General features: G+C 57.2%; 15 protein-coding genes and 1 pseudogene. 5 read left to right on the top strand and 11 right to left on the bottom strand.

Translation table 11 applies throughout. The annotated features are described in order from the left end of the window. The first annotated feature begins 82 nt into the window (after positions 1-82). Entirely contained in the window at positions 83-529 is a 447-nt protein-coding gene (locus ACFE0K_RS03830) for a universal stress protein (protein ID WP_434534801.1), read from the top strand. 158 nt (positions 530-687) lie between these two features. Here the strand turns inward: ACFE0K_RS03830 and ACFE0K_RS03825 are convergent, their stop codons facing one another. After that, positions 688-1,338 carry a cyclic nucleotide-binding domain-containing protein gene (locus tag ACFE0K_RS03825; RefSeq protein WP_434534800.1) on the bottom strand — a complete coding sequence of 217 codons (651 nt, stop codon included), beginning with the start codon at positions 1,336-1,338 and terminating at the stop codon, positions 688-690. Between the two features lie 318 nt (positions 1,339-1,656). Here ACFE0K_RS03825 and lexA point away from each other — a divergent pair, with 318 nt between their 5' ends. The 3 genes from lexA to ACFE0K_RS03810 are packed head-to-tail and all read left to right on the top strand — an operon-like array spanning position 1,657 to position 3,488. Next, the gene (gene lexA, locus ACFE0K_RS03820; protein WP_434534799.1) at positions 1,657-2,271 is read left to right on the top strand and encodes a transcriptional repressor LexA; all 615 of its coding nucleotides are present in this window, start codon (positions 1,657-1,659) and stop codon (positions 2,269-2,271) included. A gap of 31 nt (positions 2,272-2,302) precedes the next feature. Further along, positions 2,303-2,719, top strand: coding sequence for a DUF1499 domain-containing protein (locus ACFE0K_RS03815; RefSeq protein WP_434534798.1), 417 nt, complete (start codon positions 2,303-2,305; stop codon positions 2,717-2,719). Beyond that, positions 2,667-3,488: a TatD family hydrolase gene (locus ACFE0K_RS03810; RefSeq protein WP_434534797.1), complete on the top strand. Its 822-nt coding sequence runs from the start codon at positions 2,667-2,669 to the stop codon at positions 3,486-3,488. The genes ACFE0K_RS03815 and ACFE0K_RS03810 overlap by 53 nt, the downstream gene beginning before the upstream one ends. Before the next feature lie 106 nt (positions 3,489-3,594). On the opposite strand, the gene ACFE0K_RS03805 is transcribed toward ACFE0K_RS03810, so the two are convergent. From ACFE0K_RS03805 to rlmKL, 3 genes are read right to left on the bottom strand one after another with little or no spacing between them, the layout of a single operon-like run. Next, on the bottom strand, positions 3,595-3,900 hold the full coding sequence (locus ACFE0K_RS03805; RefSeq protein ID WP_434534796.1) for a DUF6482 family protein: 306 nt from the start codon (positions 3,898-3,900) through the stop codon (positions 3,595-3,597). Positions 3,901-3,944: 44 nt separating this feature from the next. Further along, positions 3,945-4,169, bottom strand: coding sequence for a glutaredoxin family protein (locus tag ACFE0K_RS03800; RefSeq protein ID WP_434534795.1), 225 nt, complete (start codon positions 4,167-4,169; stop codon positions 3,945-3,947). Continuing rightward, positions 4,169-6,280, bottom strand: a complete 2,112-nt coding sequence (gene rlmKL, locus ACFE0K_RS03795) for a bifunctional 23S rRNA (guanine(2069)-N(7))-methyltransferase RlmK/23S rRNA (guanine(2445)-N(2))-methyltransferase RlmL (protein WP_434534794.1) — start codon at positions 6,278-6,280, stop codon at positions 4,169-4,171. The genes ACFE0K_RS03800 and rlmKL overlap by 1 nt, the downstream gene beginning before the upstream one ends. A 252-nt stretch (positions 6,281-6,532) precedes the next feature. Here rlmKL and rmf point away from each other — a divergent pair, with 252 nt between their 5' ends. Next, on the top strand, positions 6,533-6,739 hold the full coding sequence (gene rmf / locus ACFE0K_RS03790) for a ribosome modulation factor (RefSeq protein ID WP_035247144.1): 207 nt from the start codon (positions 6,533-6,535) through the stop codon (positions 6,737-6,739). A 97-nt stretch (positions 6,740-6,836) separates the two neighbouring features. Here rmf and ACFE0K_RS03785 read toward each other — a convergent pair whose 3' ends face one another. The 7 genes and pseudogenes from ACFE0K_RS03785 to ACFE0K_RS03755 form a co-directional block, all read right to left on the bottom strand. After that, positions 6,837-7,847 (bottom strand): quinone-dependent dihydroorotate dehydrogenase, encoded by a 1,011-nt coding sequence (locus ACFE0K_RS03785; protein WP_434534793.1) that lies wholly within the window; start codon positions 7,845-7,847, stop codon positions 6,837-6,839. 233 nt (positions 7,848-8,080) lie between these two features. Continuing rightward, complete coding sequence (locus ACFE0K_RS03780; RefSeq protein WP_434534792.1) at positions 8,081-10,462, bottom strand: efflux RND transporter permease subunit; 2,382 nt, start codon at positions 10,460-10,462, stop codon at positions 8,081-8,083. Positions 10,463-10,472: 10 nt separating this feature from the next. Continuing rightward, positions 10,473-11,564 carry a WD40/YVTN/BNR-like repeat-containing protein gene (locus tag ACFE0K_RS03775; RefSeq protein WP_434534791.1) on the bottom strand — a complete coding sequence of 364 codons (1,092 nt, stop codon included), beginning with the start codon at positions 11,562-11,564 and terminating at the stop codon, positions 10,473-10,475. Positions 11,565-11,680: 116 nt separating this feature from the next. After that, entirely contained in the window at positions 11,681-13,087 is a 1,407-nt protein-coding gene (locus tag ACFE0K_RS03770) for a DUF1329 domain-containing protein (protein ID WP_434534790.1), read from the bottom strand. Between the two features lie 45 nt (positions 13,088-13,132). Beyond that, complete coding sequence (locus ACFE0K_RS03765) at positions 13,133-15,103, bottom strand: DUF1302 domain-containing protein (RefSeq protein ID WP_434534789.1); 1,971 nt, start codon at positions 15,101-15,103, stop codon at positions 13,133-13,135. Between the two features lie 215 nt (positions 15,104-15,318). Next, positions 15,319-17,931 carry an aminopeptidase N gene (gene pepN, locus ACFE0K_RS03760; RefSeq protein ID WP_434534788.1) on the bottom strand — a complete coding sequence of 871 codons (2,613 nt, stop codon included), beginning with the start codon at positions 17,929-17,931 and terminating at the stop codon, positions 15,319-15,321. 116 nt (positions 17,932-18,047) lie between these two features. Beyond that, positions 18,048-19,461 (bottom strand): annotated as a pseudogene (locus ACFE0K_RS03755) (hypothetical protein); the annotation flags it as partial.

Raw genomic sequence — 19,461 nt, 5'->3', positions numbered from 1 at the left:
CCCTCACAGTGAGAAACGGGCTCTGGCAAGCCGCCCAAAGAGCGTTATACTGCGGGAAACACACCGTTTCAGGGAGAGAACCGTGACGAGTCCTTATCGCCGAATTCTGGTCGCCATTGATTGCAGTGATGAGTCTGCCCAGGTGCTGTCCCGGGCGGCCGGGGTGCTCTCCGGCAATGATGGTGAGCTGCATCTGATCCATGTGATCGAGCCCCTGGCGCTGGCCTATGGCGCCGATGTGCCCATGGATGTGACCGACCTGCAGAGCGGCCTGATGAAACAGGCCCGGGACACCGCCGACACCTATGCCGGCCGTTATCAGATACCCGCCGATAATGTCCATGTGGAGCTGGGTTCCATTGAGAAGACCATCCTCGACCAGGCAGACAAACTGGACGCCGACCTGATCGTAGTCGGCAGCCACACCCGCAGCGGTCTCGCCCTGCTACTGGGCTCCACCGCCCGCGGCCTGGTTCCTGGGGCGCATTGCGATGTGTTGGCGGTTAAGGTCGATCAGAAGAGCAGTTAATAATTAACAGTGAATAGTTAATAGCGCGCGTGCCAGCGCATGCCTGACTGAAACGTAAGAGGCCGCGCCCAGAATATGGGCGCGGCCTCTTACGTTCACAGAATAGAAAACCTGTTCCGCGAAACTGTTCACTATTCACTGTTAACGATTAACTGCCTTCAAGTGAGCTGCAACGCCCCCGTCCCTTCCGCCCCTTCTTCGTTCCAACGACATAGCAGCTCCGCCAGTGCCTGGGCCTGAACCTTGAGGGCGGCCAGTTCTTCCCTGCTACCTTTTTCTCCGTGGAACACCGGTAGTTTGCGCATGGACTGGACCAATTCATGGTCTGGCGACTGCATGCGTTTGACTTCCAGGGTCCAGCGGATGTGGTGAACGATCATGTGAAAGAACGCCAGCCGGGTGATCAATGAATAAGGGCTGTCATCTTCGTTGAATTCATTGAAATCCAGGCTCACCAATACCGCTTCACGGGCAGCCTCTGACACCTTGATTGTGGCGCTGCGGGGGGTACCGAGCAACATGGAAAGGGTGCCAAAAACCTCCCCCGGCGATACGTAATAAAGCGGCGTTTCGCCGGCCGTATCGGATAGCACTTCAAGCTGCCCTCGCAGCAGAAAATACAGGGTGGAATCCACATCCCCGGCACGAATCACAGTGTCACCGGAACCGGCTACCCAAAGGCGGGTATTCTGCTCAAGCTGGGCAAATTCGCTTTGATCATCACGAGCAATTTCATTGAAAAACGGGACACCGGATAACAGCTGCCGGATCCGTTGTTGGCCGAAGTCATTATTATTGGCCTGCTCCATCTACTATCCCCAGGTCTGATGGAATTATTATCGAAGAGTCCGCCTACGGACGAATCAACACAAAGATCCGCAACCATTCAGAAGCTCTCTGCAATATGCTAGTGCCACCGCTCTCACAGGGCAACGATATCCTCCCGAAACCGGTGAAAACCTGCCCCCATACAACTGTTCAAATAGCACTGTTCATATTATCAGTACCTATGCTAGCATCGGTTTTGTAGCACTGTTTGTCAGCCAAGGCTGACAGCCTGGTTAGCCAGAAGCGTCGATGACGCCCGGGTATGGAACCGAAATCCTGCGGGAAACATGGAGAAGGTTATGAGCAGCAAACTCACCGATCGCCAGCAACAGGTGCTGGACTGTATCCGCGAATGCATCGCCGATACCGGTATGGCACCCACTCGCGCGGAAATTGCCGACATCATGGGCTTTCAGTCCAAGAATGCCGCCTCTGACCATTTGCGAGCCCTGGAACGCAAGGGCTTTATCAAACTCCACAGTGACCGCTCCCGGGGCATTCAACTGCTCGACAATGCCTACTGGTCGGAAGAAGAACTCCCGATTGTGGGCAAAGTGGCTGCCGGGGTTCCCATCGAGGCCATCGAAAATGTGGAACGCACCGTGCCGGTGCCCCAGGGACTGTTCAAGCAACGTCCCACTTACCTGTTGAAAGTACAGGGCGACAGTATGATCGAGGCCGGCATCTTCGATGGCGACCTGATTGCCGTGCGCAAATCCAACGTGGCGCGCTCCGGTGAAATTGTGGTTGCCCGCATTGACGAAGAAGTCACGGTAAAGACCCTAAAGTTGAATAAATCCAGTGCCACCCTGTTACCGGCCAACGATGCTTACGAGCCAATCAAGGTACCGGCGGATCAACTGATCATCGAGGGTATTTTCGTGGGGTTGATTCGTGATCCGAACTCTTTCTAGTGCCATTCTGCTATTCATGAGTGTTGCCGCCATGTCCGATACGCATCTACTTGCTCCCTGCCCGGCTTCGCCTAACTGCGTCTCCAGCCTGGCCAAAGACGAAGATCGCCGGGTTGCCCCCCTGCAGGTAGCAGACACTCGACAGGCCAGCATGGCCCGTCTACAGGCCTTGCTCCGCCAGTTACCCCGTGTAGAGTTCGACGTGGTCGGCCAGTCCCGGATTCAGGCCCGCTTCTCCAGCCGGCTGTTGCGATTCGTGGATGACGTAACCTTTTATATCCGCGAAGACGGCATGGTAGAAGTGCGTTCCGCCTCCCGGGTAGGCTATTGGGATTTAGGTGCCAACCGTCGTCGGGTAGAATCCCTGCGCGAACAACTGGCGGAGCAGGCTCCTGATGAAAGAACCTCACACTACTCACTGCAAGAGCGACATTCCTCACTGGGCTGATATCGGCGTCAATCTGACCGACAAGCAGTTCCGGGATGACCGGGATGAGGTGCTGGAACGAGCCCGTTCTGCCGGGGTAACCTGGCAATTACTCACCGGCACCAATGTGGACGAATCCCGCCAAGCCATGGAGCTGGCCAGCCAGCACGATGATCTGTTTTCCACCGCCGGCCTTCACCCCCATAGCGCCCGTTTCTACTCCTCCACCCTGGAAAAGAAACTGCGGGAGCTGGTAAGCCAGCAGAGCGTAAAGGCCGCCGGCGAGATGGTCCTGGATTTCAATCGCGACTTTTCCCCACGGGCGGATCAGGAACGTGCCTTTGAGGCACAACTGGCTCTGGCTGTGGAATACCGGTTACCGGTGTTTTTGCATGAGCGTGACGCCCATGAGCGCTTCGCGCCCATCCTCAAATCGCACCGGGATCATCTTGTCGGTGCAGTGGTGCACTGCTTTACCGGTTCACGCCAGGCGCTTTTCGATTATCTGGATCTGGATTGCCACATTGGCATCACCGGCTGGGTGTGCGATGAGCGCCGCGGCAAGCCGCTGGCCGAGCTGGTGCACAATATCCCGGATAACCGGCTGCTGCTGGAAACCGATGCGCCCTATCTGCTGCCCCGGGATCTGCCGGAAGCGCCCCCCAAGAAACGACGCAACGAGCCGTCGTTGCTTCCCTGGATTGGCCAACGAGTGGCGAGCTTGCGAGGACAGGATGTGGGCCAGGTGGCGGCCATGACAAGCCAAAATGCGCGAGCACTGTTCGGATAAGCGAAACCACCAAACCGTTGAGTTGGAGCTTTGCCTGCAAAGCGAAGGTACCAGTGCGAAAGGTTGCCCCAGATCTTCGCCTTGCAAAAAAGGCTCCTACAGCAGGTCAGACCTGGCTTCGCCAGTGAAAGCGCACCCGAAGCGGAGGGATCACCTCCCCTTCCGGCTGACCGACCATTTCCGCATGGGCTGAATGGTGCAACAGATGCGCCGTGCCAGTGGACAGGGTCTGGAGCTGGTTATTGGCATGCTCGGGGCCATTAAAGCGCATGATTTTACCGCCGTCATCGGCAACCCAGTACCAGGCATCACCAAAACGAACCTTGACGGTGCAGACGGACAGACAGGCCGAGAAAATCTCGACTTCATCGGCCTTGCGCTTGTGCAGTTTTTTGGGGCTTATCGTTTCCATGCCGACAATAATGATCTTGCCGCTGTGAAGCCCACATCAATCACTCAACCTGCCAGAAACTGCTGCACATCAAGCAGACTGAATGGCCAGCCCAGCTCCCGCCCCTCTTTCATCAGCACGGGAATGCGCTCGCCATAACGGGCCAGCAGCTCATCGTCCTCGGCCACATCAACCAGTGTCAGCGTAAGCTCCGGTGACACCATGGAGACCAGTTCACGGGCCTGCTCACAGAGGTGACAGCCCACCGTGGTATAAAGCACTACGCTCATCAGTCCTCCACATGCCGAATGGCATAGCAGACATGAATCTTGTCATTCCGGCGGAAATCCTCCGGAATGCTCCAGCGGGAAATATCATCTACCTGATACCACTTGCTGATACTCGGGTCGAGTTCGAAACGGCGGTAGTTGCAGGAAAAGTACAGCACCCCGCCCGGCTCCAGCCGACGCATGATCTTGCGGATCAGTTCGCCATGGTGCTCTTCCACGACGAAATCACTGCGCGACTTATTGTTGGAAAAGGTCGGCGGATCACAGAACACCAGATCAAACTGCTCCTGACATTCGTCCAGCCAGCGCATGGTGTCTGCACGCACCAACTCATGCTGGTCGGTGGAAAAGCCATTGGCGGCCAGATTGCAGGCCGCCCATTCCAGGTAGCGCTTGGACGCATCCACGGTGACCGTGCGCTTGGCGCCGCCAACAGCCGCATGCACGGTGGCAGAACCGGTGTAGGCAAACAGGTTGAGGAAGCGCTTGCCGCCGGCTTCTTCGGCAATTTTCAGTCGCGTGGGGCGGTGATCCAGGAACAGACCAGTGTCCAGATAATCCTGCAGGTTGATCAACAACTGCGCCTGCCCTTCCCGCACCAGCCGGTAACGCCCCTGCCCATCCAGCTTCTGATACTGCTGATTACCTTTCTGGCGCTCTCGGGTACGCAGGTGGACCTGTTCGCGGTGCACACCCAGCGCCGCGCGAACGGCGGTCACCGCCAGATCACGCCGCTGTTTGGCCTTTTCCGGGTCCACGGTTTTCGGCGCCTTGAATTCCTGCACCAGCACCTGATCGCCATAGATATCCACGGCCACGTTGAACTCAGGCAGGTCTCTGTCGTAGAGGCGATAGCACTGGATATCTTCGCGCTCCAGCCAGCGGCGCAAGTGTTTGCCATTCTTGCGCAAGCGGTTCACCAGCGGCTGAGCTCCTTCCGGCACCTCGAAGGCAGATGACTCAGCAATCGTCACCACCTCCACTGGCGCCGGCTGGCGAGAGTGGTAGAGACGAATGAAGTTATTGAACGGCCCGTTTTTCAGTCGCCACTGGCTCTGCAGGTCCATGCCGGAGCGATCCATCACTTCCGCGTCGGCGCCCAACAACACCGCTCGCCAGGTCGGCGCCAATTTAGCCAGCAACCGGCCAAGGGCGAAATGCAGCCAGCCAGCTTGTTGCTGCTCGTCCAGACGCTCGCCCCAGGGCGGGTTAGCTACCAGCAAACCCTGATCGGCGAAATCCCGGGAACGCAGGGCGCCCAGTTCGCGGCGTTCGAAATGAATGGCCTGACGAACCCCCGCCCGCTCGGCATTTTGCTGGGCCAGCTGGATAGCCCGGCCGTCCACATCGAATCCCTTCAGGGACATCTCCGGAAGCGGCTGGCGGGCGCTGGCGGCAGCCTCTTCCATGGCATCCTCCCAGAGCTGACGGCGACATGCCCGCCACTGCTGGAAACCGTAATGCTTGCGCTGGGCACCCGCTGCCCAGCCGGCAGCGATCTGCGCGGCTTCTATCAACAGGGTACCGGAGCCGCAGAACGGGTCCATTAGCGCTGCCGGATGATTGCCCTGACGCCAGCCGGCGGCCCACAGCATGGCGGCGCCCAGGGTTTCACGCAGGGGCGCCCGACCGCCGGCTAAGCGGTAACCACGCCGATGCAAGGGATCACCAGCCATATCCAGCCACAGATGCGCTTCATTGGGATCCAGCCGGGCACGGATACAGCAACTGCCACGAGCATCCCGGGATACCGTGAACTGCGGTGGCAATGACTGAATAAACCGTTTGGTGCTGATGCGGTTATCACCGCGCACCCCTGCCCCATGCTCCAGATGGATATGCAGGGGCGCATCATTTCCCACCAGCGCTAGCCAATCCTGGCTGGCGGCCAGCTTTTCCGGGGCGATATCCGGGGTTACCCCCAGCGTGGCCAGGGACAACAGCACCCGTTCCGCCAGCCGCGACCACAGACAGACCCGAAGTGCATCCGCGGTACCACCGGTAAACGCCACATGGGCCCGACCGGTTTCTGTTACCGATATCCCCAGTGACGACAGTTCGTCGGCCAGCAACTCGGCAATGCCGGGCATGCTGGTGGCCACAAATTCCATTACTGATACCTCGTAAGTGACTGTTTTATACGCAACGAAAAAATTAACCATTTAATTTTCAATGCGTTACACAAACCGTCATCAAGCTGCCCTTTATACGTCATATGCTTAACAAGCACGAACCATATTGCTACATGGTATTCGACACTACCCCAACGCTTTCCCATACTGAAATGGTCGACCCCGATGACTGGCCTTGTTCTCTGCCAGGGGTCATTTTCAATACCGCTATCTGTGAAAGGGAAAGCGTCTATGAAGCGACAAAAACGAAACAAAGACGACCGCGCCTACAGCCGGGGATACAACGCCGGCCTGGATGGAAAATCTCGTGAGGAGTGCCCGTTTGGCGCCCTCAGTGCACGCACCAACTGGATGGGCGGCTGGCGCGAAGGTCGCACTGATTTCGCACATGGCATGCTGGGGGTCTCCAGCATTCAGAACCTGAAAAATATCGGCTAACACCTTCAACCCAGTTCAACACTCCGCCGGCGCATCAAGCGCCGACTCACAGGGCCCCTCCCGGGCCCTTTTTAATTTCCAGCTTCCGGCTCGCAGCCTAGATAGCTTTCGGCCAGGCGCGGGCGATATCACCGATCAGCCCCGGCCCTTGATAAATCAGGCCACTGTATATCTGAACCAGGTCGGCCCCCAGGCGCTGCTTCTCCAGCGCATCGGCGGCGCGGTTGATGCCGCCTACCCCGATTATCGGGATTCGCCCTTTCAGGGTATCGCTCATGGTAGCCAGAGCTTGGTTGGCAATGGGCTTCAGGGGAGCACCGCTAAGTCCGCCCTGCTCATCGCCCTTGGGCAGTCCTTGTACCCCTTCGCGGGACAGCGTGGTATTCCCCACGCAAACACCGTCGATGCCGTGCTGCACAAACGCTTCGCCCATGGCCTGCAGCTCTTCTTCGCTGTTGTCTGGAGCAATCTTGATGACCAACGGCACGCGGCGGCGATGCTGCGCATCCAGACGGGTCTGGGCTTCGCGCAAGGTACCAAGCAATTCATTTAGCGCATCGCCGTGCTGGAGGCTACGCAGACCAGGAGTATTTGGCGAGGAGACATTCACCACCAGATAGGACGCATAGGCGTGGACTTTCTGCTGGCAACTCAGGTAATCCTGAACCGCGTCTTCTACAGGAGTGTCCTTGTTCTTGCCGATATTGATACCCAGCACACCCTTGTAGCGGCTCTGTTTAACCGCACCGACCAGATAGTCCACGCCGAGGTTGTTGAACCCCATCCGGTTGATCAGCGCCTGGGCCTTGGGCAGACGGAACAGGCGAGGCTGGGGGTTACCCGGCTGTGGCCGCGGGGTTACCGTGCCTACCTCGATGAAACCGAACCCCAGATCCGCCAGACCATCGATGCAGTCGCCATTCTTGTCCAGACCCGCCGCCAGGCCCACGGGATTGGGGAACTCAATGCCCATCACTTCCCGTGGTGATGCCGACACACTGCCCGGCCAAAGCTTGCCCGCCCGCTTGCGCAGCATGGCCAGAGTCAGCTCGTGGGCGTGTTCTTCAGACAGGGAAAACAGCAGGGGGCGAGCAAGGGAGTACAGCATGGGACAACCCGGATTGTGATAATGGCCGGCATTATAGCCAAGCTACCCCGTCACTTCGATGTTTTGTGTCGGACAGCCCCGGGGAGTACGGCACCACCTACCGGCCGCACTTTACCTTGTGGACCAGACACCACGTGAACCGGTCGGTTCAGCAGCTGGGCCGCCCTGCACCAGAACAAAAAAAGCCCGGCAGAGCCGGGCTTGAAAATAACCAACAGAAACCAGCGCGTCAGTTAGCTGTTCTGACGAGCGCGGGCCGCATCAGGCTTGAGCAGGAAGCAGCCCAGAGCGGGCAACAGCCACAGGGCGCCGATCATGTTCCACAGGAACATGAAGGTCAGCAGGATCCCCATATCCGCCTGGAACTTGATGGAGCTGAATGCCCAGAAGATCACGCCCACCGCCAGGGTAATACCGGTAAAGGCCACCGCCTTGCCGGTGGTCTTGAGCGTTTCCCTGTAGGCAGATTCCAGATCCATACCCTGTTTCAGGTAATGGGCCAGCTTGCTGTAGATATAAATACCGTAATCCACACCGATACCGACACCCAGGGCAATCACCGGCAGGGTCGCCACTTTCACGCCGATGCCCAGATGCGCCATCAGTGCCTGACAAAGGATGGAAGTCAGACCCAGCGGCACGATGATACAGATCACCGCACGGATGGAGCGGAAGGCAATCAGCACCAGAATGGATACCACCGCGTACACCAGGGCCAGCATGGGATACTGGTTGGCCTCGATGGTCTGGTTGGTGGCAGCTTCTACACCCGCATTCCCTGACGCCAGCTTGAACTCGATGACCTCATTGTTGTTCCGCTTTTCGGCAAAATCGGCAACCGCTGCGGTGACGCGATCCAGGGTTTCCGCCTTGTGGTCATCCAGGAACACATACACCGGGGCCAGGGAACAGTCCAGATTGTAGAGGCTGTCCGGCATGAAGCTCATGACATTGTTGAGCGCATACTGGTCCCGGGAAATGGTGGCCCATTTCAGGGAGCCTTCATTCATGTTGGTGGAGATCAGCTTGGTCGCAGACGCAATGGTAATCACATCCTGCACCCCATCCACATTGCGCAGGGTCCATGACAAATCATCCACGGTCTGCATGGCCGGATACGTGTTACAGGATTCCACCGGCGTCTTGCCCATCACCACCAGCACATCTGCACTGACAGAGTAGTTGGACACCAGGAAGTTCACGTCATGGTTATAGCGATAGCGGGGCTTGGGTTCATAGCCGCGCGGACAGTCCATTTCTTCACACGGGTCCGGCCAGAGCTCGGGCGCCCCTTTGTCCAGGTCACCGATTTTCAGATCCTGGCTCATGTAGATACCCACACCGTAACCGGCCACGGCGATCACAATGGAGAGAGCCGCCAAAGGCTTACGGGTAAAGCGGGCAAACAGTCCTGCCAGCGGGTGATCCTTCTTCTCCCCCGCCTGAATCTTGCGCACCGCTGCACCACTGACACCCAGGTAGGAAAGCACCATCGGTACCACAATCAGGTTGGTGATAATGATCACCGCTACACCGATACTGGCCGCCATGGCCAGTTCCCGGATCACGCCCACATCAATGATATAGAGCGTCAGGAACCCGATGGCATCTGAAACCAGCGCCACCATGCCCGGTACATACAGGGACTGGAACGTATTTCGCGCCGCGTCCAGTGGGCTCTGCCCTTCTGCAGCATAGTTCGCCAGCGTATTGACGATCTGCACACCATGAGAGACCGCAATGGCAAACACCAGGAACGGCACCAGCATGGAATAGGGATCAATGGTGAAGCCCAGCGTACTGACAATCCCCAGCTGCCAGATAACCGCCACAAAAGAACAGACGGTCACTGTCATTGCACTGCGCAAACAGCGGGTATCAAGCAGCAGCAGCACCGCAATCAGAGCCAGGGTGAAGAAGAAGAACATGGCCACTTCTTCTGCTGCGGCCATCACATCACCCGCTTTTTTGGCCAGGCCGACGATGTGGATGCGGACGTTGGGGTACTTGTCCTGGTAGGTTTCGCGAATCTCTTCCAGACGAGCGGCCAGCACGGGAATATCCACGCCGTTCTCACCCAACGCATCCAGCAGATGCGCATGCACCACACTGGACTGGAAGTTATCCGCCACCAGACGCCCTACCTGCCCGGAACGCAGTACATTGGTGCGCAACTCTTCCAGTGAGTCTTCGGAGCCATCATAGCCCGCGGGAATCACTTCACCGCCCTGGAAGCCCTGCTCGGTGACCTCATTCCAACGCACATTGCTGGTCCAGAGGGAACTGATCTTGCTGGGATCCACGCCATCCAGAGCAAACACCTCGTCGGTGATTTCCTTCAGAGCGGTCATATACTCAGGATTAAAGATGTCGTCACTCTGGGTTTCTGCAACGATGACACGTACATCGTTGCCCAGGCTCATATCATCCTTGTGTTCCAGAAAGTTCTGGATATAGGGGTGGCCCAGCGGGACCATTTTGCGGATATCGGTATTAAGCTGAATCTTGCTGGCCTGAAAGCCCAGAAAGACAGTCGCTGCAATGAACAGCAGCAGCACGACGGGACGAATGGAAAACAGCCCGCCGGCAATGGTTTTGGAAATACGACCTGACATGCTGTGCCCCTTATTTTACGTCTTCAATCACACGCACTCCGCCCTGGCCGGCGATAAGAACGCCGCCCGCCTTTCGGGGCAAAATTGCGGAGATGGATTCACGGTCCGGAAGGAACCGCAGGGAAAAGGTTTGACCACCATCATGGCTGGTGAGAATACCGCCGGCATTGGTAACCAGCACCACGGTGCCGTCTTCCAGTACCGTGCCGTCATTCACACCACGGGTCAGCTTGGTGGGCACCTTGACCCAGCTACTGCCGCGATTGGCGGTTAACCACACATTGCCTTGCAGGCCATAAACCAGCACCTGGTAATCGGATATCGGGGTGGCACCGAACAGGGTCCCTTCATAGGGGCTGCTCAGTGACTCCCAGTTCTGGCCCTTGTCAGCGGAACGAAAGATGACGCCTTTCTCACCAACCAGATAGCGGTCGCTGCTAGCCGGAGCGGCCGCATAACCGTAAAGGTGCCAGCCATCATTATTGCTCAACGCAGCGGTTCGTTTGCTCCAGGTATCACCGCCGTTGGACGTTTCCAGGTAGTAACCATAGCCGCCCACTGCCACGGCCTTGTCACGGCTTTCACAGTGCACGTCCAATAGCGGCGCACCGGAGGTATCGACAGGTGCAGCAGCGATTTCCTCGTAGGGATCATCGCTGTAGAGATCATCCCCGTAGGCATCGTCCTCATAAGGGTCACCATAGATGTCGTCCATGGACAGATCATCCATGCTCTCATCAGCGGTCTCGCTATCATCACTGCCACCCAGCGGATCACTGTACTGGAGCGTCCAGCTTTCTCCGCCATCACGGGTACCCAGTACCACGGCATCGTGGCCCACGGCCCAGCCGTTGCGGGCATCCGCAAAACAAACCGCTGTCAGGAGCACCTCTTCAGGCGTTTTGGCCGCCTGCCAGTGGCCCCCATCATCATCGGAGTAAAGAATCTTGCCACGGTCACCCACCGCCACAATCCGGCCATTGGCATCGGCCAGGTCCAGATAGTTGTTGGCAGTAACCAGCGGCGACTTGCTATCAATAAACTGTGCCTGCAAAGGGGCAGACAGCATGGCTGCAGTAGCCAGCAAAAGTATTTTTCTCATTGTCCCATCTCTTCCCGAAGGCTCGTTTGCCGAGCCGAGTGCAAAACGACCGGGGGCCATGGGCGTCCCGGTCGCGTTGCCAGAGCTGCCGTTAAACGGTCAGCCTTTTCTTGTCATTACCGTCCACGGCGGCGCAGAGCGGCCGGGTGGAAGTAGCGATCATCCGGAACCGGCTGGCTGTAATCCAGAATGGACGGTTCTTCATTATCCAGGAACTGTACGTGGTACCGCTGGGCCCGCAGATCGTGGAAGGTATCCAGAGCGGTCCATTGGGTCGGCACTTCGTAGTAGTTCTTGATGTAGGCAAGGCTTACACGCCACAGCTCATCACGACGGTCATACTGGTCGATGGCGGCGATCTGCCAGGAATCCGCATCAATGTAGAAACGACGCTTGGCATAGATATGGCGCTCACCCTCTTTCAGGTTAGCTTCCACGACCCATACACGGTGCAGTTCCCAACGCTGGTAATCCGGGTTTACGTGGCCCTGTTGCAGCAGGGTTTCGTATTTCACATCCGGGCTGTCCATCTTGTAGTTGTTGTAGGGGATAAACATTTCCACCGGCTTTTCGTGGACCAGCTTCCAGTTGTACTTGTCCGGGGCACCGTTATACATATCGGTGTCATCGGCAGTACGAAGGCCGTCGGCTGCAGCGATCGGGGTGTCGTAGGCCAGGTTGGGAGCACGACGGACACGACGCTGGCCGGCGTTATAACCCCAGGCCTGACGCGGCATTTTCTTCTGGTCGAGCATTTCATGAACCAGCACTGCCCCACCGGCCAGACGTGCCGGTGCCTTGGTGAAGGACAGGTAGTAGAAAATGATGTTGTCCAGGCTGTCGAAGTTGTACTTGGGATCGTAGTAACGGAAGTACACTTCCTGCTGAGAGGTGATCAGGGAGTAGGCACCGTTACGCTGCACCGCCACTTCGGAAGCACGACGCACCACGTACAGACCACGCCAACGCAGGATATGGTTCCAGATCGCCTGCTGAGCCTTGTCTTCGTTGCTGCCACTCAGAATCGGGAAAGGAATCCCGCCGAACGCATTGTTAACACCGGTTTCTGCCAATGAAGCCTTGGTCGCGTTACTCTTGGTATTGTCGTAAACCCATTGCGGTGCGGAGGTGGAGCGACGGCTCGGGTAGACATTGAGTTTGAAAGTGTCCGGGTAGGTTTTCAACATACCCTGCACACCGTCAGGCACCTTGTCCGCATACTTGGACAGGTTCTGGGCGGTGATGGTGAACACTACCTTGTCATTCTTGTAGGGGTCCGGGTGATGCTGGCCGGGACGGGTATATTCCTTGGGGATATCCTTCTTCTGGATACCACCAGTCCAGTCCGGAATGCCAAGGCCAGTGGACACGGCTTTGCCGTTACCGGTGACGTTGGCCCCGAACGGAGTCAGGGATTTACCCAACTTTGCCGCTTCTTGCGCGGACACGGCAGCCTGCACATTGGCCGCTACGCTCAGTGACAGCGCAAGCGCGCTGCCCATGGCGGTCAATTTCTTCAACATGATTGCTCTCCGAATAAACGGGCCGGAAACCCGGCCCGGAAAAAATTAAAAAGAGTACTTAACAGAAACCGAAGCGTTGTTCCGGTCCGCCAGTTTGTTGGAATATTTGGCGCCCCAGAAGCTGGTGGCAGACATGCCCACTTCCAGGTTGTTCAGGTACACAAAATCCAGCCCCAGCGTGGCGGCCTTACGGTCTTCCATAAAGTTACCGCCGATGGGGGAATTACCACTCACGTCATGGGCAACTCGCACACTCGGGCTCATGGAAATACCGGCGAAAATATTGTTGTAGTCCGCTTTCAGAACCGCACGATAACCCCAGGATGTGTCATCCAGATTATATTTGTTCGGGTCATCCGGGCTCAGGATCTGGGCTTCGGAACTGAGAATTGCGGCAGTGGAGTTATATTCCAGCTCCGGGTTCTCCAGGCCTTCGATGTGCTCGACGCCCAGTTCCAGCAGCGCGATCAGACCATCGGTACCCCAGGTTGGGCCAAAGTTGAAAATGCTGACCAGGGAGCCGTTATAGCTTTCCACTTCGTCATAGAAGTAATAAAGCTGGCCTTCCTGAACCGGCGTATTGGGATTGAGGCAGCTACCACCAAGCTCTGCACGCACACAGTGCTGCGTCAGACTACCCAGAGTAGGTGTAGGGTTAGCCGCTGCGCCTGCCAGTGACTGAATCAGGTTGTCGCCGATTTCATTGATAATGGCACGCTTGGGCCGGTAAGCCAGCTCACCCGCCAGAGACATGGAGCCAACGACAGTGTTGAAGCTGCCACCGAACATGTCCTGATCTTCCACATAGGCCATCTGGTACTCGGTAGTGTCGATGGTTTCCGGAACACCAGCCAGACCAGAGGTGTTGATCTTGTTGATGCGGGAGCCCACGACAGGGGTACGTGCATGAGTGCGGGTATAATAAAGCGCAAATTCAGTACCATTCAGGCTTTCGGCAAAGTAACGATAGGCCAGACCAAACTGACCATTGTCCTTGGCTTCCTCGTCACGAATCCGATCAACGGTTACCTGGGTCGCTTCGTATTCATAACCTGGCCCAAACTGGGCGGTATAGGCTGCAAACGCATTCTCCAGCCCAGGCGCGCCAGCCCCGAGGGCGACGACTCGACCGTCGATAATCACGTTATCAGCGCCCCGGCCCGGGAACGCATCATGGGTAGAGAAATAGGTGCCCGCTGGCGCATCCTCGGAATTTTCCCACTCGAACTGGTAAAAGCCTTCCAGTGTCGCGTTAAAGGTCAGCCCGTAGGAAAAGTACAAGCTATCCAGCGGCAGCAATGCCTCCTTGATTTCAGAGCCCGGCAAGCGCAAGGCGTTGAGGTCAAAGTAGTTGGCAGTATTGACACCACCCTGAATGAACAGGGCTTCACCCCAGTTGATCACCTGTTGGCCCAGGCGCACATTCAGGGGTTTCTCGAAAAGATCGAAACTCCCCCAGACATAAGCATCCAGCATGCGGGCCCGTTGGCCAGCATAGCGCTCGGCATCACTGTTGAAATCGTCACCGATACCGTTGTTGGCATAATCGGAATATGTCGCATAACGAGTAAACCCGTTACCCGGCACGAAGGGACCCGATTTCATTAGAGCGCCGCCATCATGACCACCGCCCATGATCTGCTTATCATGGAACGCCGTGGCACGCAGGAACATGCCGTAACGGCCCTGCCAACTCAGATCCATCTCCGGGGTGATCTTGTAAACCAGAGACGCCAGCCCGGTATCAAAATTGTTATTGGCATCGTTCTTGTTGACCTGGGAGCCATAGCCCTTGAGGGTCATGTCAACCACATCGCCGTTGGCCGCCAACATCCGGTCCTGTCCTTCTGTGCGGAACAACGCACCAACGGACAAGGCGGTATCCAGTCGACCGGACCAGTCGGGGTTATCAAATTGAAGCTGAATTGCAGAGGCAGGAAGTGACAAGCTGGTAAGGGCTGCAGCACCAGCAACAGCCATCGCTAACCTGGTTTTGCGCAGGGGGTTATTATTCATGTAGCTCTCCGAGTTGCCATGCATGGCTTTATTGTTCTTGCCCCGGTGGCGGCTTCTCCCTTGTGTACCGGTCCCATCATTCTATCCGATGCACACCACCACCCAGACTAAGTCTTAATTCTTACATATCGGGGCCAAAAAGAAATCCCCCCTCAGTGTACATTTAACGACCAGCCAGTCATCACAATTTTATGCACCCTGAGAAGAGCCTCAAATCAGGCCACTAATATCCGCTCGAGAACCTCTCTCAGATTGTCCGAGGCCTTTTTTTGCACTGCCTGCAAGGCTGAGGCTAGCTGCTGACGGCGCCCCGCTTCCAGCTTTGGCAGACGCGCAGCTGCATTGGCCAACCGGGCTGCGATTTGCGGGTTGATCCCGTCTAGTCGAACCAGTGCCGCAGCAAACAGGCGGTACCCCTCCCCGTCCGGAGAGTGGAAGGCAGACGGGTTGCCATTGGCGAGGGTGCCCATGAGAGCTCGCACCCGATTCGGAACAGTCCAGTCAAACGCGGAATGTGCCATCAATTCCTCTATTCCGGGCAGGCTGGCCGGCCCCGGTATGGCCGCCTGAACGGCAAACCACTGATCCATTACCAGAGCCTCATCGGACCAGCGTTCCGCGAACTGGGCCAGCGCCTGGTTCGCGCCGGCCAGGTTGTAGTGCACCAGCACCCGCAGTGCAGCCAGTTCTTCGGTCATACACAGCGGTAACTCGAACAACTCCGCTGCCAGACGCTGCGCTTCCGGGTGACCGGACGCTGCCAGGTAATCCAGCGCCAGATTGCGCAACTGACGGCGACCCATGGCCCGGCCATCCATTTCCAGCTCGGTAGCAATCAGATTTTCTGCCAGTGACAGCCAGTGGTCCTGCAACGCCTTGCCCAGGGCCTGCTTCATGGCACGGTGGGCAGCATGGACTTTGCCAGGATCCAGGGGGGTATGCCGGTCCCCCAGGGCCACTTCGCCGGGCAGTGACAGCAACAGAGCAGCCTGCGCCGGATCTTCATCGGCCCGGCCAATCACTTGCTCCAATACCGGCACCAGCGCTTGCGCCTCAGCTGCTGCGGTTGCCTCCCCCTTCACGAGACGATCCAGCGCGGAGAAATAAAGCCGCTGAGCGGCACTCCAGCGACAGTAGCCATCACTGTCGTGGGCCAGCAGGCGAGATAGCTGGTCATAATCGAAGTCGTAGTCGAGCATCACCGGCGCGGAAAAGCCACGCAGCAAGGAGGGCGTAACCGGCCCTGCAACATCAAAATTGAGAGTCTGCTCATCCCTGTCGAGGATAATGACCTTCTCCCGATTGCCTGGCTCATCCAGTGGCAGCGGTTCACCGGCTTCGTCCAGCAAGGCCAGACGCACCGGGATCATCAACGGCTGCTTCTTCGCCTGCCCCGGTGTCGGGGGAGTGTGTTGGCGGAAGGTGAGCTGGTACCGACCCTTTTCAAGGCTATCTGTCACGGTCAGTACCGGGGTCCCGGCCTGACTGTACCAGCGCTTGAACTGGGTCAGATCCCGCCCGGAGATCTCCTCCATGCAGGCAACGAAGTCATCACAGGTGACTGCCTGGCCATCGAATCGCTCGAAGTAAAGGTCTGTGGCGCGACGAAAGGCTTCCGGCCCTAACAGGTGATACTGCATACGGACAATTTCAGCGCCTTTTTCATAGATCGTCAGCGTGTAGAAATTATCAATTTTCTGGTATTCCGCCGGGCGAACAGGATGCGCCATGGGGCCCTGATCTTCAGGAAACTGGTGGTTAACCAGAAAGTCCACATTCTCCACCCGTTGCACCGCGGCGGAATTCATATCAGCAGAGAACTGCTGGTCACGGAATACGGTAAAGCCTTCCTTGAGACTGAGCTGAAACCAGTCCCGGCAGGTAACCCGGTTACCCGACCAGTTATGGAAATACTCATGGGCCACCACGGATTCCACCCGCTGAAAACCAGCATCCGTGGTAGTGGAGGGGTGCGCCAGCACGCAGGCGGTGTTGAAGATATTAAGGCCCTTGTTCTCCATGGCCCCCATATTGAAGTGGCTTACCGCCACGATCATGTAGATATCCAGGTCGTACTCACGACCATAGGTATCTTCATCCCAGCGCATGGCATTCTTCAGCGACAGCATGGCGTGATCCAGCTTGTCCAGATCGCGGTGTTCCGCATAAAGACGCAGCGACACCTGGCGACCGGAACCGGTGGTGTAGCTGTCTTCCAGGCAAGCCAGATCACCGGCTACCAGCGCAAACAGATAGCAGGGTTTCGGGAATGGGTCCTCCCAGGTCACCCAGTGGCGATCACCCTCCTCGCCTTGATCGACCGGGTTACCGTTGGATAGCAGCAGCGGGTAGCGCTTCTTGTCGGCCCGCACCGTGGTGGTAAACCGGGCCAGCACATCGGGACGGTCCGGGAAGAAGGTAATACGGCGAAAGCCTTCCGCTTCACATTGGGTGCAATACATGCCGTTGGAGCGGTAGAGACCGTCAAGCGCAGTATTTTTTTCCGGTTCGATATCCACCACTGACGTTAGCTGGCAGCGTTCAGGCAGCCCCCTGACAATCAACTGATCGTCACTGTACTCGTACTGCCCCTCTTCAAGCACAACTCCGTCCAGGGCCAGGGAGCGCAGAACAAGGCCCTCGCCGTTGAAGCGCATCTCTCCCGCCGGGACAGGAGAAGCCGGGTTATGTTTGAGCAACAAACTACTGGTGACTGTCGTCACGCCATCATGGATATCCACATCCAGAACCACCTCATCCACCAGATAGACCGGAGGCTGATACTCTTCCAGTCGTGTGGTCTTGACTGCACTATGCGCGGTTTCCATGCATGACTCCTGCTGTAATTTCAACGTACCCGTTCAGGACACTCATAGTAGACACTTGGCCTAAACGAAAACACCCCGCAAGAGCGGGGTGTTTTCGTAGATACTGCCAGATCGGATTATGGTGCCTCTACATCTCCAGGCGCCTGGGTTCCGACACCCACCTGCGCACCAGAGGAAAGTACGAAGCTGACCACCTGAGCCTGCAGTTCTGCAGTCACCTGCGGTGCACCACCGGACGGAGTCAGCAACGAGCCATGCCCACCGGCTGTCATTTTCACGTAACCCGGCGCAGCGGTCACATCAGCCGCGCCAGCCCCTAGCTGAGTCGCACCGGTGAGGGAAGCCAGAGCTTCTGTACCCATCAATGGCAGTGCCGGATCGCCGTTAGGCACCACCGCATCACCATTCACCTGCTGAATCAGTACCGGCACACCAAGAGTCCCCAGAGTTTCGGCAAAATTCACCGGATCACCAGAAGCCACCGTGCTTTGTGCGGCATAGAGGAACTTTTCATAGTTACTGGTTCCAACATTGACCCCATTGGCCGCCAACCCTGCCTGGATGCGGGGAGCGAACGTTTGCGAGTTGTTCAGGATCTGGGTCAACTGTGTACCCCCGACAGAGGCAACGAGCCCTTTAACAGGATTCAAGTTGCTGCCGAAAGTAGCATCATTACTGATCGCAATCTGATTCACGGTGGTGAATACCGACCCAACTATCGCACCCAGAGAGGCCCCGACAACCGTCACATTATCGGTATCCAGCGTACCGTTAGTGGCAATATCCAGATCGCTGATCGCCTGCAGGCTGGCATTCAGGTTCATCAGATCCATCACCGACTGACGCATATTATCGCGGGTGTTCCCCAAGCTGGCCAGATTGATGAACCAGGCACCAGAGCCGTCTTGTGCAGTTGGGCTGTCAAAATTCATAAGAGCAGGATTGCCCGTTGCGCCCTGGACCACATTGAAGTGACGCTCATGGAAGTCTTCGCCATAAAGAGCAGAGAAATCAATCAGTGCACTGTTCTCAACATTCAATGCGGCAGCAAATGCACTGTTAGCAGGCACACCATGTACCGGCAAGTCAATTGCCACAGTGGCCACGCACTTTGAGGCAAGCGTGTGGCCCAGCGCCATTACAGAGGTACGGTCACTGGTAATGCCATGGACATAAATGACTGTGGGGTAACCCGTGCCATCACGAACATTGCCACAGTTTGCGCCCATCAGCTCTGCCGGGGCAGTAGCCGGATTCGGCAGGGTAACCTGAAGCGGCACCAGCTCTTCACCGGTCTCTGCGGCAAACGGAAAGCGATAGGTCACATTGTAAGAGCCGTCAATATCCGCAGGCGGAATACCCGGCCCAACCTGAGACCCCAACACCTGGTCCGCATTCCAGGTTTTTTGCAGGAAGCTGAAATCTGCAGGAGCGGCAGGCGCTGACAGGTAATAAGGCAACGAAATGCTACCGGTGTAGAGCGTACCAATCCCCGCAGCCAGTTGCCAGGCAGTCAGTGTCGAGAAATCC

The sequence above is a fragment of the Alcanivorax sp. genome, assembly GCF_051117345.1.
GTDB lineage: Bacteria > Pseudomonadota > Gammaproteobacteria > Pseudomonadales > Alcanivoracaceae > Alcanivorax.
Note: the sequence above shows the minus strand (reverse complement) of the source record. Positions and strands in the feature narration are given on the sequence as shown.